General features: G+C 58.5%; 15 protein-coding genes. 7 read left to right on the forward strand and 8 right to left on the reverse strand.

Annotated elements, in window-relative coordinates:
* Positions 1–266: 266 nt before the first annotated feature.
* From AC0TNJ_RS09865 to AC0TNJ_RS09875, 3 genes are all read left to right on the forward strand, one after another.
* Positions 267–587, forward strand: coding sequence for an accessory factor UbiK family protein (locus tag AC0TNJ_RS09865; protein ID WP_473770986.1), 321 nt, complete (start codon positions 267–269; stop codon positions 585–587).
* 430 nt (positions 588–1,017) lie between these two features.
* A complete protein-coding gene (locus tag AC0TNJ_RS09870) occupies positions 1,018–1,518 on the forward strand; it encodes a type III secretion system chaperone family protein (protein WP_010659627.1) in 501 nt (166 codons plus the stop codon).
* Positions 1,519–1,584: 66 nt separating this feature from the next.
* A complete protein-coding gene (locus AC0TNJ_RS09875; RefSeq protein ID WP_473770987.1) occupies positions 1,585–1,932 on the forward strand; it encodes a tRNA-binding protein in 348 nt (115 codons plus the stop codon).
* A gap of 318 nt (positions 1,933–2,250) precedes the next feature.
* On the opposite strand, the gene AC0TNJ_RS09880 is transcribed toward AC0TNJ_RS09875, so the two are convergent.
* The 3 genes from AC0TNJ_RS09880 to AC0TNJ_RS09890 form a co-directional block, all read right to left on the reverse strand.
* Positions 2,251–3,594, reverse strand: coding sequence for an ATP-binding protein (locus AC0TNJ_RS09880; protein ID WP_122001275.1), 1,344 nt, complete (start codon positions 3,592–3,594; stop codon positions 2,251–2,253).
* Positions 3,595–3,739: 145 nt separating this feature from the next.
* Entirely contained in the window at positions 3,740–4,447 is a 708-nt protein-coding gene (locus tag AC0TNJ_RS09885; RefSeq protein WP_122001274.1) for a response regulator transcription factor, read from the reverse strand.
* A 261-nt stretch (positions 4,448–4,708) separates the two neighbouring features.
* Positions 4,709–5,221, reverse strand: coding sequence for a MarR family winged helix-turn-helix transcriptional regulator (locus AC0TNJ_RS09890; RefSeq protein ID WP_122001273.1), 513 nt, complete (start codon positions 5,219–5,221; stop codon positions 4,709–4,711).
* A gap of 441 nt (positions 5,222–5,662) precedes the next feature.
* Between AC0TNJ_RS09890 and AC0TNJ_RS09895 the strand changes: the two genes are divergently transcribed.
* The 3 genes from AC0TNJ_RS09895 to AC0TNJ_RS09905 all read left to right on the forward strand — a co-directional run bounded on the left by AC0TNJ_RS09895 (position 5,663) and on the right by AC0TNJ_RS09905 (position 8,026).
* The gene (locus AC0TNJ_RS09895) at positions 5,663–6,553 is read left to right on the forward strand and encodes a branched-chain amino acid aminotransferase (RefSeq protein WP_473769659.1); all 891 of its coding nucleotides are present in this window, start codon (positions 5,663–5,665) and stop codon (positions 6,551–6,553) included.
* A gap of 145 nt (positions 6,554–6,698) precedes the next feature.
* On the forward strand, positions 6,699–6,980 hold the full coding sequence (locus AC0TNJ_RS09900; RefSeq protein ID WP_006471911.1) for a hypothetical protein: 282 nt from the start codon (positions 6,699–6,701) through the stop codon (positions 6,978–6,980).
* A 389-nt stretch (positions 6,981–7,369) separates the two neighbouring features.
* Entirely contained in the window at positions 7,370–8,026 is a 657-nt protein-coding gene (locus AC0TNJ_RS09905) for an MBL fold metallo-hydrolase (RefSeq protein ID WP_473770988.1), read from the forward strand.
* 81 nt (positions 8,027–8,107) lie between these two features.
* On the opposite strand, the gene AC0TNJ_RS09910 is transcribed toward AC0TNJ_RS09905, so the two are convergent.
* The 3 genes from AC0TNJ_RS09910 to AC0TNJ_RS09920 form a co-directional block, all read right to left on the reverse strand.
* A complete protein-coding gene (locus AC0TNJ_RS09910) occupies positions 8,108–8,578 on the reverse strand; it encodes a BA14K family protein (protein ID WP_473770989.1) in 471 nt (156 codons plus the stop codon).
* Between the two features lie 278 nt (positions 8,579–8,856).
* A complete protein-coding gene (locus tag AC0TNJ_RS09915; RefSeq protein WP_006471910.1) occupies positions 8,857–9,072 on the reverse strand; it encodes a cold-shock protein in 216 nt (71 codons plus the stop codon).
* A gap of 407 nt (positions 9,073–9,479) precedes the next feature.
* Complete coding sequence (locus AC0TNJ_RS09920; protein ID WP_473770990.1) at positions 9,480–10,379, reverse strand: SPOR domain-containing protein; 900 nt, start codon at positions 10,377–10,379, stop codon at positions 9,480–9,482.
* 346 nt (positions 10,380–10,725) lie between these two features.
* Here AC0TNJ_RS09920 and AC0TNJ_RS09925 point away from each other — a divergent pair, with 346 nt between their 5' ends.
* Positions 10,726–11,181, forward strand: a complete 456-nt coding sequence (locus tag AC0TNJ_RS09925; RefSeq protein ID WP_473769656.1) for a Kazal-type serine protease inhibitor family protein — start codon at positions 10,726–10,728, stop codon at positions 11,179–11,181.
* A gap of 121 nt (positions 11,182–11,302) precedes the next feature.
* Here the strand turns inward: AC0TNJ_RS09925 and AC0TNJ_RS09930 are convergent, their stop codons facing one another.
* Complete coding sequence (locus AC0TNJ_RS09930) at positions 11,303–11,956, reverse strand: uracil-DNA glycosylase family protein (protein ID WP_473770991.1); 654 nt, start codon at positions 11,954–11,956, stop codon at positions 11,303–11,305.
* Positions 11,956–14,616 carry an excinuclease ABC subunit UvrB gene (uvrB, locus tag AC0TNJ_RS09935; RefSeq protein WP_473769843.1) on the reverse strand — a complete coding sequence of 887 codons (2,661 nt, stop codon included), beginning with the start codon at positions 14,614–14,616 and terminating at the stop codon, positions 11,956–11,958. Before uvrB ends, AC0TNJ_RS09930 begins: the two co-directional genes overlap by 1 nt.
* Positions 14,617–14,721: the final 105 nt, after the last annotated feature.

A 14,721-nucleotide genomic window follows, 5' to 3' on the forward strand; every position in this document is an offset into this window, starting at 1 on the left:
ACTCCGTTTTGTGAGGGAACATGCTGGACCAACCCTTGATGGTCAAGCGGTTCCCGTCTGCCGCGAATGGCGTTTTATGCGCTTCCGGTGCTTGTGTACGCTTAAGGTATCCTTAAGTACATTCGCCTTGTTCCTCAGGAGCTTATGGTTTTTGCTGACGCCGGGCGCGATCACTTTCTATAGCCAAGCTTGCATCGGACCCGAGACGGCCCTATTTCAAATTTATGTTTTCAACAGGTCTCTCCTGGAAAAAAGGAATCATTGCCATGACCAGCGGACAGAACCGGGTTCTCGATGAACTCGCCAAGCTTGTGACGGATGCGGCAGGCGCTGCGCAGGGCGTGCGCCGCGAAGTGGAAACGGCGCTGCGTTCGCAGGGCGAACGCGTGCTGAACACGCTCGATGTCGTGCAGCGCGAAGACTTCGAAGCCGTTCGCGAAATGGCGATCAAGGCGCGTGCGGAAAACAGCGCCTTGCTGGCAAGAATCGAAGCACTCGAAGCACGTCTTGCGAAACTCGAAGTCGATTCTGATGCCAAAACGGCAAAATCGGCTTCAACTTCGGCTAAATCCAAAAATAATCCCTGAATATTTATTAACAGGCCGCAAGTGGCAAAAACCCTTGTCTTAGAGTCGGTTAAGGCAAGGGTCGCGGCCCGCCCCCCGTATATTTCCACATGCTTTCATGTCTCTTTTTTGAAAAGGGGCTGGCGTTCAGATTCAGCATCAATAGACTGAAAACACTACATGATTCGTAACGCGGTCATGTAGGCGGCGGCGAGGGGCTGAGTGTCAGGTTTCGCGTCTTTCAGGCTGCTTTCCAGTATCAGTTGCGTATGTGCGTGTGCCATTGGGGGCGCTTGCATGCCGTCGTGCATGCCGGTTGCTCGACCGATCAATTCGTGCCTGTTTTCCTGCGCTTGTTCTTGCGCGGTGGCGGGCGCGGGCGGGCAGTTACCTGCGCGCCGGGAATTAGGAAACATCTGGGGGCAGATGGTTCCCAGAACAGGAAACGGACATGAGCCTTCTTGAGCTTGAATTCGCACGTGAGGCGCATCCGGTGGATGTGATCGAACAGGTCGCGCATTCAAACGACTGGACGTTCGAGCGGACTGGCGACGACGAAATCGCAATCTCGGTTGCGGGCAACTGGACTGACTATCACATCTCGTTTTCCTGGATGGAGGATTTCGAGGCACTGCATCTGGCCTGCGCATTCGACATCAAGGTGGCCGAGCCGCGCGTCAACGAAGTGATGCGCCTGCTTTCGCTCATCAACGAAAAACTGCTGATGGGCCATTTCGATCTCTGGCAGCAGGAAGGCGCGATCATGTATCGCCAGTCGCTGCTGCTGGCAGGCGGCGCGGAACCGACGAGCCGTCAGGTGGAAGTGCTGCTTTCGGCGGCGCTGGAAGCTTGCGAAGCCTATTTCCAGGCTTTCCAGTTCGTGGTCTGGTCGGGTGTCACGGCGCGCGAGGCGCTGGAATGTGTGGTGTTCGAGACAGTCGGTCGCGCCTGACTATCCAATAACTGAGTTTTGACCCGGCGTTCGCGCCGGGTTTTCTGCGAGGCGGGGAGTAAAAAAATGACTGAAGCAACCACCATAAGCTGGGCGGATTTCGAAAAGGTCGATATCCGTAGCGGAACCATCGTGGAAGCCGTGCCATTTCCGGAAGCGCGCAAGCCTGCCTACAAGCTGAAGATCGATTTCGGCGAAAAGATCGGCATCAAGAAATCGTCCGCCCAGATCACCAAGCGCTATACGGCGGAAGAACTGGTCGGCAAGCAGGTCATGGCTGTGGTGAATTTTCCGCCTCGCCAGATCGGCCCCTTCATGTCGGAAGTGCTGACACTCGGCATGCCGGATGAAAACGGTGAAGTGGTTCTCGCGGCCATCGACAAACCGGTGCCGAACGGCGGCAAGCTTTATTGAGAGCATGATGATTTCGCGTTGAGCAACCGCGTCGACCCCTCATCCTGAGGAGGCTTCTGAGCTTGCGAAGGAGCCGTCTCGAAGGACGAGGGCAGGCACTGTGGCAGGCATTGGGCGTTTTCCATCAGCCCTTCGATCCTTCGACAAGCTCAGGATGATGCGCCGTTTTCAACGGCTCCTCAGGATGAGGGAAAAGAAGCGTGAAAACTCCTGCTTATCGCTCTGCTCTGAAGTTTATTTCCCCAGCTCCAAGCCAGAACGCCTGGAGAATTTCCAGCAAAAGTGTGAAACGGTTTTTCTGTTAGAACAGGAACCGCTCTAAGCCGGAATATGGATGATGGCGCGCAGGCCGCCCAGCGGTGAATCTTCCAGCGAAATGTCGCCGCCATGGCTGCGCGCGATGTCGCGCGCAATGGCAAGCCCGAGCCCCCCCGTGCCGCCTGAATCCTGCGTTCGCGCCTCATCCAGCCGGACGAATGGCTTGAACACATCTTCCCGCCGGTCTTCGGGAATGCCCGGCCCGTCATCGTCCACGACGACTTTCAGCCAGCCTTCGACATGCGAAATGGAAAGCTCGACATTTTGCGCATGACGGAAGGCGTTTGAAACCAGATTGCTGACCAGACGCGAGAAGGCGTTGGGACGTACATGGACCTCGCTGTCGCCTTCGATGCGGTATTTGAAGCCGCGTTCGCGCAGGCGCGCCTCGCTCTCCAGCTTCTCGCACAGTCTGGTGACATCATAGCTTGCCGTTTCTTCCGAACCTTCGCCGCGCGCGAAGGCGAGATAGCCTTCCAGCATGGTCTGCATGTCGGCGATATCCTGATTGAGCGGCTCGGTGTCGATGGAATGGCCAGCCAGCGCCAGTTGCAGCTTGAAGCGGGTGAGAATGGTGCGCAGGTCGTGGCTGACGCCCGACAGCATGGCCGTGCGCTGCTCGATCTGGCGCTCGATGCGCGAGCGCATCTGGATGAAGGCAATACCGGCGCGCCGCACTTCCTCCGCGCCGCGCGGGTGAAAGCCTTCCGGCATGGGGCGCCCCTTGCCGAAACTTTCTGCCGCCTCGGCAAGCTGCTGGATCGGCTTGATCTGGTTGCGCAGGAAGGCGATGGCGATAATCAGCAGAACGAGGGCGGTGCCCACCATCCAGGTCAGGAAGATGCCCGTATTGGACGCATAGGCCTGACTGCGCCGCGCGAAGACGCGCAACACCTTGTCCTCAAGCTTGATGCGGATTTCGATGAGATCGGAATCGCCCACCGTATCCACCCAGAAAGGCCGGTTGATCTGGCGGGTGATTTCTTCGCTGAGGAAGTAATCGAGAATGGCGAAGAACGGCTTCGGTCCGGGCGGCGGCAGCGGATCGGGCGGCAGAATCGAGATATTCAGCGCCAGCCGCTGCTGCGAGATGCGGATCAGATTGTCGTAGCCCGGTTCCTGCGGGTAGGTTTCCAGAATATCGATGATGCCCGCAATATCGCGCACGACCGCAGTCGACAGCCGTTCGGTCACCATCTGCCAGTGACGCTCCATGAACACATAGGCGATCACGGATTGCAGCAGCACCATCGGCGCGATGATGATGATGAGCGACCGCGCATAAAGCCCCTTCGGCATGATGCGGGCCAACCAGCGGGAGAATTTTCTCAAGGGCGATTTCATCGTGTCAGGCCCACACCAGCTTCGCTGCAAGAACGATATTCGCGGTTTGCGAATGGTGTTTCCCACGCCCGCCATCGCTGGTGCAGCTTTTGTGCACCGCGTTTCGCGTTATGAGAAAACACCATTTTCTGGTTGCCGGTTGTTGCTATTCGATGCTCAGCTTGTAGCCGATGCCGCGCACGGTCTGGAGCCAGACCGGATTGGCCGGGTCCTGCTCGATCTTGCGGCGAAGGCGATTGATCTGCACGTCAATCGTGCGCTCGCCGACATCGCCGTCCTGACCGGTCAGCTCGTGACGCGGGATCGTTTCACCGGCGCGCTCGGCGAAGATCGCCATGATGTCCTGCTCGCGATCGGTGAGCTTGATCGTCTCGGAACCCTTTTTCAGCTCGCGACGCGGGATGAAGAATGTATAGGGGCCGAACACGATCTGTTCGATCTTGGGCTGCGCCGGAGGCGCGCCGCGCCGCAGGATATTGTTGATGCGAAGCGTCAGCTCGCGGGGATCGAAGGGCTTTGGCAGATAATCGTCGGCGCCAGCGGCGAGCCCGTCGATGCGGTTGTCGGTTTCCGACAATGCCGTCAGCATGAGAATGGGGACATTCTTCTGCTCGCGCAGCGAGCGCGTCAGCGAAACGCCGGTTTCGCCCGGCATCATGACGTCCAGGATCAGCAGGTCGAAGTCGATGCCTTCCAGCTTGCGGCGCGCCTCAGCGGCGCTGCCGGCCATGGTGACACGGAATCCGCTATTGGTCAGATATTGTGAAAGAAGGCTGCGGATGCGCGTATCGTCGTCAACGACGAGGAGATGCGGGGCGTCATCCGAGAGCGTCTTTTCTTCTTCTGCTGCCATGGCGTCTTTCGATCCCGTTCCGTTCCAATTCGACTACATCGGCCCAAAAATCGGAATCGATCTTCTGGAAAGCACGATGCGTAGATTCAATAAGTTAGAGCGACCTTTGTGCGTCCGAATGGACGCACGGCGCTCTATGACGCAACATGCGTCGCCCGACATAATACTCATTGGAATGCGGCACGTCCATTCACTGCCTGAAGGGGCGCATTTTTATACAAGCACTTAGTGCAACCTTGCGTAACACTTCATCTTGACCCGTCAGCCGGAGGGGTCGTCGGCGGAAAATTCGTCGATCTGGGCCCGCCGTTCGGGGTTGACCATATTATAGAGGAAGCGCTCGATCACCGCGCGGTCCTGTGGGCCACAATCCTCCAAGGCGCGCGCGATGCGCCGCGACTGCGGAAGGGCAAGCGCAAGCGTCAGCTCACGGCCGCTCCGGGTTGGATAAAGCTTGCGGTGGCGGCGGTCATGCAGGCCGGTGGCCTGAACGACATGGCCGGTATCGATGAGCTGCTTGAGCACACGCGACAGGCTTTGCTTCGTTATGCGCAGAACCTCCAGCAGCTCCGCAACCGTCATGCCGGGCTTGCGGTTGATGAAGTAGAGGACGCGGTGATGCGCCCGGCCGAATCCGATCTTTTCCAGAATGAGATCAGGGTCGGCGGTGAAATCGCGATAGGAAAAAAACAGAAGTTCGATCACGTTGAGGTCGGCCGCCTCCTCAGCCGTCAACGGATTGCTTATATAATTCAGATCGTTCGTCGAATTCACATCGGTGCTCCGTTCTGTTGCGTTAAATATGTCAGTATTATTGACATAATTCAATCGCCCAGATAATTTTCGATAAGCGTGAGCTGGCTTTTTTGGAATAATGTTTGCGCTGACGCATGCATGGAGGAGGAATAATTGCGCTGACCCGTTTTCGCCGCGTCTGTTGAATGCGGATGGTGGAAATGGTTGCCGCAATATTCGATCCCTGTGGAGGATTTATTTTCTTGTCATGCATGCTCCGGCTGGATTTCGCGCAATATGTTTGCGCGACCTCAAAGCATTTTGAACAAAAAGGCCAGCAATTACGCAGAAAAAGGTGGCCGTCTCACCATTTATATCGATTTAAATGGGGAAGACGGGTCGCGGAGAAGTTTGTCCGGTCTGAAATCGGCCTGAAACCGTGTCGAGACAGCGCCGCGAGGAAAGTCAAGGAGCAAGAAAATGGCTGCGATTCCATTCGATCAACGGGACGGATCTATCTGGCTGGACGGGAAATTCGTCGACTGGAAGGATGCGAAAATTCATGTGCTGACCCATGGCCTGCATTATGCGAGCGCCGTGTTTGAAGGCGAGCGCGCCTATGGCGGCGAGATATTCAAGCTCAATGAGCATACCGAACGCCTGCACGAATCTGCGCGCATTCTCGGTTTCGAGATTCCTTTCAGCGTTGAAGAAATCAACGATGCCTGCCGGGAGCTGCTCAAGAAGCAGGGATTTGAGGACGCCTATGTGCGCCCGATCGCCTGGCGCGGCTCGGATTCGCTGGGCGTTTCGGCGCAGAACAACCGCATTCATCTGGCCATCGCCATCTGGCAGTGGCCGAGCTATTTCTCGCCGGAAGAAAAAATGAAGGGTATCCGGCTCGATATTGCCGAATATTGCCGCCCGGACCCGCGCACCGCGCCGTCGCGCTCGAAAGCATCCGGTCTCTACATGATCTGCACGATTTCCAAACATGCCGCCGAAGCAAAGGGCTATGCGGATGCGCTCATGCTCGACTGGCGCGGGCAGGTTGCGGAAGCAACCGGCGCCAATGTGTTCTTCGTGAAGGATGGGGCGCTGCACACGCCGAAGCCCGACTGCTTCCTCGACGGCATTACGCGCCGCACGGTCATTGATCTTGCCAAGCGCCGGGGCATTGAAGTCATTGAGCGGGCAATCATGCCGGAAGAACTTGCCGGTTTCTCCGAATGCTTCCTGTGCGGCACGGCAGCGGAAGTGACGCCGGTTTCCGAGATCGGTCAATACCGGTTCAAGCCTTCCGAAATTACAAATCTTCTGATGAATGACTATTTTGCAGAAGTTCAGCCCAAGCGCGCTGCGGCGGAGTAACTGGGTTTTAAACAGAAAAAGAGCGGTCTTCGGGCCGCTTTTTTGTTTTTCCGTCGCTTATTGTTTGACATTGCCAAGTTTCGGCACATGATTTTTTTGCCGGAGTCGCGCTATTCCGGTTTAAAACTCAGATGGGGTGACGATTATGGAAGCTCTACTACCTCTCATTCTTCAGCTGGTCGCTGGTGCCGTTGGCGGCAACATCGCAGGAGCGGTCAAGAATATCAGTCTGGGAACCACGGGTAACACGGTGGCGGGCGGCATCGGTGGTGTCATCCTCGGTCAGCTGCTCCCGATGCTATCCGGCGGCGGCCTCGATTCCGTGCTCAACGGCGTTGTCGGGCAGCTGGCTGGCGGCGGCGTTGGCGGTATCGTACTCACGGCCATTGTCGGCCTGATCAAGAACGCGATGGCCGCCAAGGCCTGATGCACCGCAGAACGTAAGGTTGTGGGGACAACCGGCTAGAGCATCGGCCCGAAAATCGGAATCGATTTTCGGAAAGCACGAGGCCTGGATTCAATAGGTAGAGCGACCTTTGTGCGTCCGTCAGGACGCTAGGCGCTCTAGACGAACTGTCGGGGCGCAACCCGAAAACCGTGAAGCGGTTTTAGGAGGGGCGGTCTGGACATTCCGGAGAGGGAAAACGGGCGGCGTCCAGCCGCCCGTTTCTATTTGGAGCATTTCCAGATTAAGCTGAATCGTTGGAAGGCGCTTCGCACTTTTGGCTCGAAAATGCTTTAGAGCTTCACGTGACAGGCCGGGCACACTATCTATGCGGCAGAAGCGCTGCTGTTTATTTTGAGTGGAGTAACACTATGGGGCAATTGCAGGCCATTATCGTTCCCGTCACGCCTTTCCAGCAGAATTGCACCATTCTGTTCGACAGCGAGAGCAAGAAGGGCGTGGTGGTCGATCCGGGCGGCGACCTCGACCGCATTCTCGATGCGATTGGATCCCAAGGGGTCGAGGTCGAGGCAATCTGGATCACGCATGGCCATATCGATCACGCTGCGGCTGCGCTCGACCTCAAGGAAGCGCTGGACGTGGATATCATCGGCCCGCACAAGGATGACAAATTCCTGCTCGACAATCTGGCAACGACCGGCCTGAAATACGGCCTCACCGAAGGCGTGCGCAACGTGACGCCGGACCGCTGGCTGAACGAGGGCGACAAGGTTTCCGTTGCCGGTCACGAATTCGAGGTCTTCCACACGCCGGGCCACGCGCCGGGGCATGTCGTGTTCTTCAATCCGGAAGCGCGATTCGCGATCGTCGGTGACGTGCTGTTCAACGGCTCGGTCGGGCGCACCGACCTGCCGGGCGGCGATCATGCGGCGCTGATTCGCTCCATCAAGGAAAAGCTGCTGCCGCTCGGCGACGATATCGGCTTCATCTGCGGGCATGGTCCCGGCGGGCGGTTCGGCGAAGAGCGACGCTCCAATCCGTTTTTGAACGACATCGGATATGCATGAATAGAAAAAGCCGCCGGGAGGGCGGCTTTTTGCTGAGTGCCTAGAGCGGCTCCAACCGCTCTATCTATCTGTTTTCCCTTTTCAGTTGGCGGAGCAGAAGTGGTCGCGTCCGTCATAACCGCGATAGGTGCCGGTATTCGGATTGAATGACCGGTAGCGGTCGGAACAATACTGATACCAGCCACGGCTCCATGGCTCATAGCCTCCGCGGTAATAGGTTACCTGACGCGCCGGGGCTGCCGGATAATAGGCTGGCGGCGGCGGAGGCGGCGCATAGACCGGAGCAGGCTGCACATAGGTCGGCTGCGATGGCTGGCTGAGTGCGCTGCCAAGGAGGGCGCCTGCGGCGAGGCCGATCACACCGGCGGCGACAGCGTCGCTATGGTCGCGATGCCGCTCGCGGTAGTAAGGACGGTCCCAGCCGCCGCGATTCCAGCCCCCGCGATCCCAACCATGGCGACCCCAGGAATCTGCGGATGCCGTTGCAAGCGGCGCGGCAACTGCCGCGAGGGATGCCGCTGCCATAATGGCTATTTTCGCAAATCGGTTCATTGTTCGCTCCTTCAGAAGCTCGACTGCAATGTCTGCGATACGTTGGCCGAAAAGGGCGCACGTATCGTTTGTGAATAAGTGATTAACTCTTTCGACATGAATGGAGGCTGAACAATGGTGAAAGGCGGCGGAAAGCGGCCGGTTCCCGGTAAATTACGCGCAGTATCTGTAATATTTCGCGCTTGGAGACGTGCTGGCAACCAAGGGGATCGAGCGCCGAAAGGCAATAAAAAACCCCGGCAGAAGCCGGGGCAAGTGGTAGGTTCTTTTATGAACGATCAGCCGGTAACGGTGATGTTCACGGCCTTCGGGCCCTTGCCGCGACGATCCGGTTCCGTCTCGTAGGAAACCTTCTGATTGTCTGCGAGGCCAGTGAGGCCAGAAGCCTGTACTGCGGAGATGTGTACGAAGATATCTGCGCCACCATCGTCCGGCTTGATGAAACCGAAGCCTTTTTCGGTATTGAAGAATTTGACCTGTCCGGTCTGTGCCATGGGATCCGTTCCTTTTCCTTGGCGCCACCGCTCTTGTGGAGACGGTGGTATTACAAATTCTGCCAAGCGCACCACACACCCGGCAGAGGGTTATGCAGGCAGTTCTCGACATTGGGAAGGAACCGATCATTGCCGAAGGGGAGCCTTCGACCCGGAACTTATAGCGGCCCCGGCACGCCGTTCTTCCAGTCTTCCATTTGTTCGCTAAATGCCCGAACAGATGGAGACTGATCTATGAAGCGGTATTTGGCAAGCAAATTCTTTGGGATCGACATGATTGGTTATCTTCGAACCGGTATCGTTCAATTTTTGTACGATTGTTTCAAGAAAATCATCACCTCAATCCCAAAACAGAACAGGCTATCCCTAATATATCGCTGTTTTAGCAGGTACTGACCGTGTTTTTCTCACCGGTTGCGTAAAACTATGCATGCGCCGCCTGCTGCGCGCAGCTTCGCACAGATGCCGTCGGCCTCTCCGCGGTTGTCGGCGCCAATGCGCACCGCATAGATGCCGCGGCGTCCCATTGGCGTGCGTATCCGGCTGACGACGGGATCATGGCCTGCAAGCACGGCGCCGAATTGCCTGCGCAGGCGCGCCCATTGATTGACGGCAGCGCTGCGGCGGAAATTGCCCGCAACCTGTATGCCCCAAGGCTTCGGCTTGACGCGCGACATCGGAATGGTGGCGCTGCGGATGATCGGCAGGCGCTTGCAGGCGTCATCAAAGGCGAGCTTGGGATCGAGCGGACGGTTCACGACCTCCTTGCCGGCCGCGAAGTCGTCGGCAGGCGCGCCAGTAATATCCAGTACATAATTTTCGGTCTCAAGCGGCAGAAAACCGCCCGACCGCATCCAGCTGGAAACGCGCCCCGCGCCTGCATTGTAGGCGGCGGCTGCAAGGCCCCAATTGCCGAAAGCGCCTTTCAGGTCGCGCAGGAAACTCGCCGAGGCGGGAATGGCCTGCTCGATATCGAAGGGATCGGCCAGCCCGCGTTCCTTCGCGGTGTAGGGCATGAATTGCGCAATGCCTTCGGCGCCGACCGGGCTCACCGCCTTGTGGTCGAACCGGCTTTCCTTCCAGATCAATCGGGCGAAGAAATCACGCGGAATGCCATGGGCATCGGCATTGGCGCCAATAAGCTGGCAGATGCGCCCGACGGTCGGCGTCTTCTTCTCCGGCGGCAAGGGTGGGGCATAGACCGGCGGGGTGGGTTCGCTCGCCGCATAGGATGCTCCGACGCCGAAAGGCAGGCTGAAAAGCTGCGAAACGAGGATAACCGCTATGCTGTGCCTGTAACGATTCATGCTGCCTGTTCCGCCCCTCAACTTCGGCCAAGGTAACCTATATGGGCGGGTTGTCGATATGGTGCGCGAGGTTTTGCACTTTTGCGAAAGGACTTGCCCTTATTGAAGGCTGCGCCATTTAAAGAGCCTGTTCCAAAAGTCGCCATGCCGGTCTGTAAATGGCAATTTTCTGCGTTCCGGTGCTCATGTAGCTTTCTCAGACGCATAGTCTTATCCGAAAAGTCTGCAACTTTTCGGGACTATGCTTGGAAGCACACTGCGCTCCGGTACTCGAAAATCGCCATTTTCGCCTCGGCCTGCCGCTTTTTGATTCAGGCCCTAAGTTTCGGGACAAATGGAGAGGAAAATGCAATTTCATCGTTTTAAACAATTGGCCGTGCTTGCGGGCGCGCTGCTTCTTGCCGGTTGCGTTGCGGAAGGCGGGGTGGATCATCGTCCGCCGCTGAGGCCCGGACCGTCGCAGCCGCAAATGTGCCCGATGATCTACGCGCCTGTCTGCGCCACGCGGGGCTCTTCGCGCAAGACCTTCGGCAATTCGTGCCAGGCGAGGGCAGAAGGCTATCGGGTCGTTTCAAGCGGCGAATGCTCGTCGCGGCCTGGCTCCGGCTGGGGCGGACCGGGTGTCGGTCCGGTACGTCCGCCGCATCAGGGCAACAGGCCCGGCAGACCGGGCGCAGGCGCTTGCACCCGTGAATATATGCCGGTTTGCGCGCGACGCGGCAATGACAGGCGCACTTTCCCCAACCGTTGCGAAGCCGACCGTGCAGGCTATCGAATCATGAACGGCGGGCAGTGCCGCTAGGCCGGACACCAATGGGAATATGAGAAAGGCCGCAAAATGCGACCTTTCCAGTTCACTCCATAGAAGGTTTCCTCACCGCCCCGGTCGGCCTGTCTTGCCGGGATCGTGAATACACAATCCGTCAGAATGGCGCTTGTCTATCGTCGGCCAAAGCCCATTCAAGTGCAGATTTACTCTTTTCCCGTCCGATAATTGTGAAGCGGGAAAGATGTGGGAGGCCGACGAGTCGGAACCGTCCGCAATCGGCCCTGAATACGCGAACCCCACCCCAGTTTGCCGACATGCCCTCGATAGCTGTTCGCTGCACATCAAAATGGTCTGCCAACGCACGGAAGACATCCCCACCCATAGCAATGACCGTCTGTCGGGGATGCGCTGCGAGTATTCTGTCCCATAGCTGCAATCCGAATGCCATTGCGGAGCGAGGTTCTTTCAACGACTTCCAGTTTGGCGAACGGAAGGGGACAAGGTTGCCTGACAGAACGTGCTCAGGTTCGATACCAAGTTGTCGGAAGAGCAATAGCACCTGTGACTGCAATGGAGATTGACCCTTCGCATGGCAGCCCCAACTTTCCAACGCGTATGCGCTGCCATCTTCGACGGATATGTCTGGATGATCATCGGGAGCGTTATTGCCGCCGGGGTTCAAACCGAGAAAGACAATTTCCGCCTCACTGATTGTACGCCAAGGACAAGTCAGCAAGCGCCATCCAATAGGATCGCCGCGTCTTGCATATTCTGCGTCTATTTCCGATCTTATAAACTCGCGGTCCATCACCGCCCCGGTCGGCCTGTCTTGCCGGGGCGGCGCTTCTTGCGCGCTGTTTCTGCCGGGTCTTCGTAAGAGCCGATGCCGGCGCGCTCACGGCGGATCGCCGCATCGTTGCCGCCGCTCGGCACTTCCGTCCGCTTGACCGTCATTTCGTCCAGCGTGTTCTTGCGGAACAACGGTTTCGCCATGTCCGTGCCCGGTCCCATATCGTCAAGCGACGGCTTCTGGAACAGCGATGGCTTGCCAAGCGGGCGCGTCGTATCCGCACCCATTTCATCCAGCGTCGGCTTGCGGAAGCGCGAATTGCCGGTCGGCTTGCCCTTGTTGCGGCTGGCTCCCGCATCGCCCGCCTCGAACTCGCGCGCCAGCGGATCGTCGGCGATGGCCAGTTCGGTCTCGCGCAGGCGCTTGATCTCGTCGCGCAGCCGCGCCGCCTTTTCGAAGTCGAGATCGGCAGCGGCGTCGCGCATCTGTTTTTCCAGATGCTCCAGATGGGCGGCAAGATTGTTGCCCATCATCGCGCCTTCTTCCGCGAAGCCCGAAATATCCGCGCGGACATGATCGCGCTCGTAAACCGAGCCGAGAATATCCGAGATATTCTTCTTCACCGAAGCAGGCGTGATGCCGTGCTCTTCATTATAGGCGACCTGCTTTTCGCGGCGGCGGCTGGTTTCGTCCATCGCGCGCTGCATCGAGCCGGTGATGTTGTCGGCGTAGAGAATAACCTTGCCGTCGACGTTACGCGCCGCACGACCGATGGTCTGGATAAGCGAGGTTTCGGAACGCAGGAAGCCTTCCTTGTCGGCGTCGAGAATGGCGACGAAGCCGCATTCGGGAATGTCGAGACCTTCGCGCAGCAGGTTGATACCGACCAGCACGTCGAAGGCGCCAAGCCGCAGGTCGCGGATAATCTCGATGCGCTCCAGCGTGTCGATATCCGAGTGCATGTAGCGCACGCGCACGCCTTGCTCATGCAGATATTCGGTCAGGTCTTCTGCCATGCGCTTGGTCAGCACCGTGACCAGTGTGCGATAGCCCTTTGCCGCCGTATCGCGAATTTCGCCCAGCACGTCGTCGACCTGCGTCTTGGCGGGGCGAATTTCGACCGGCGGATCGATCAGCCCGGTCGGGCGGATGACCTGTTCCGCGAACACGCCGCCCGCTTCTTCCATTTCCCAGCCGCCCGGCGTTGCCGAAACGGCGATGGTCTGCGGGCGCATGGCATCCCATTCCTCGAAGCGGAGCGGGCGGTTGTCCATGCAGGATGGCAGGCGGAAGCCATATTCGGCAAGCGTTGCCTTGCGGCGGAAGTCGCCGCGATACATGCCGCCGATCTGTGGGACGGTGACGTGGCTTTCATCGATGAAAACCAGCGCATTGTCGGGAATATATTCGAACAGGGTCGGCGGCGGCTCGCCGGGGTTGCGCCCGGTCAGGTAGCGCGAATAGTTTTCGATGCCCGCGCAGGAGCCGGTCGCTTCCAGCATTTCGAGGTCGAATGTCGTGCGCTGGTCGAGGCGCTGCGCTTCCAGCAGGCGACCGGCGCGGGTCAGTTCGTCAAGCCGGTGCTTCAGCTCTTCCTTGATCGACTTGATTGCCTGATTGAGCGTCGGGCGCGGTGTCACATAGTGCGAGTTCGCGTAGATCTTCACCGATTTCAGCTCGCCGGTCTTCTGGCCGGTCAGCGGGTCGAACTCGGTGATGGATTCGATCTCGTCACCGAAAAGCGAAATGCGCCAGGCGCGATCTTCCAAGTGGGCCGGGAACAGTTCGATCGTGTCGCCGCGCACGCGGAACGAGCCGCGCACGAAATTGATGTCCTGACGCTTATATTGCTGCGCCACCAGATCGGCGAGCAGCTGGCGCTGGTCGAGCCGGTCGCCGATCTTCATTTCGAAGGTCATGGCCGTATAGGTTTCGACCGAACCGATACCGTAGATGCACGACACGGAGGCGACGATGATGACGTCGTCGCGCTCAAGCAGCGCACGGGTGGCCGAGTGGCGCATCCGGTCGATCTGCTCGTTGATGGACGATTCCTTCTCGATATAGGTGTCCGAGCGCGGCACATAGGCTTCCGGCTGGTAGTAATCGTAGTAGGAAACGAAATATTCGACGGCGTTGTTCGGGAAGAAGTTCTTGAACTCGCCGTAAAGCTGCGCGGCCAAGGTCTTGTTGGGCGCGAGGATCAGGGCAGGGCGCTGCGTCTGCTGGATGACCTGCGCCATGGTGAAGGTCTTGCCGGAGCCGGTGACGCCGAGCAGAACCTGCGTGCGGTCATTGTTCTCCAACCCTTCCACCAGATCGCGAATGGCCGTCGGCTGGTCGCCGGACGGCTCGAACTCGGTTTCCATGCGGATCGGGACGCCGCCTTCGGATTTCTCCGGGCGCACGGGGCGGTGCGGCGTCCACAACTCGCCATTCTTGAACAGAGGGTTGCCGGAAGCGATCAGGTCGGACAGGGCCTGAACCGTGGCCGTTGCGCCGGACGGGTTCAGGCCTGCGGCGTCTTCAAGGCTGATGTCGAGACCGGCAACGGGATTGAGGCCAGCCGCCGCGCGTTCCTTCGCCGAGGCCGCGCCGCCCATCGACGTGCCGCGGCCTGTGCGCGATGCTTCCTTGCTGCGCTCGGGAATCTTCTTGGGTGCTTTTTTTGCGCTCACGCTGCCGCCGCTATGCGGCTCGCTCCGCCCCTCATTTTTTTGCGCGCCTTTGGCGTCGCGGGGAGACGCGCCATCTGACGCGACGGGCGGTCGCCCTTGCTGCGC

This window comes from Ochrobactrum sp. PL_is483, from assembly GCF_055816855.1.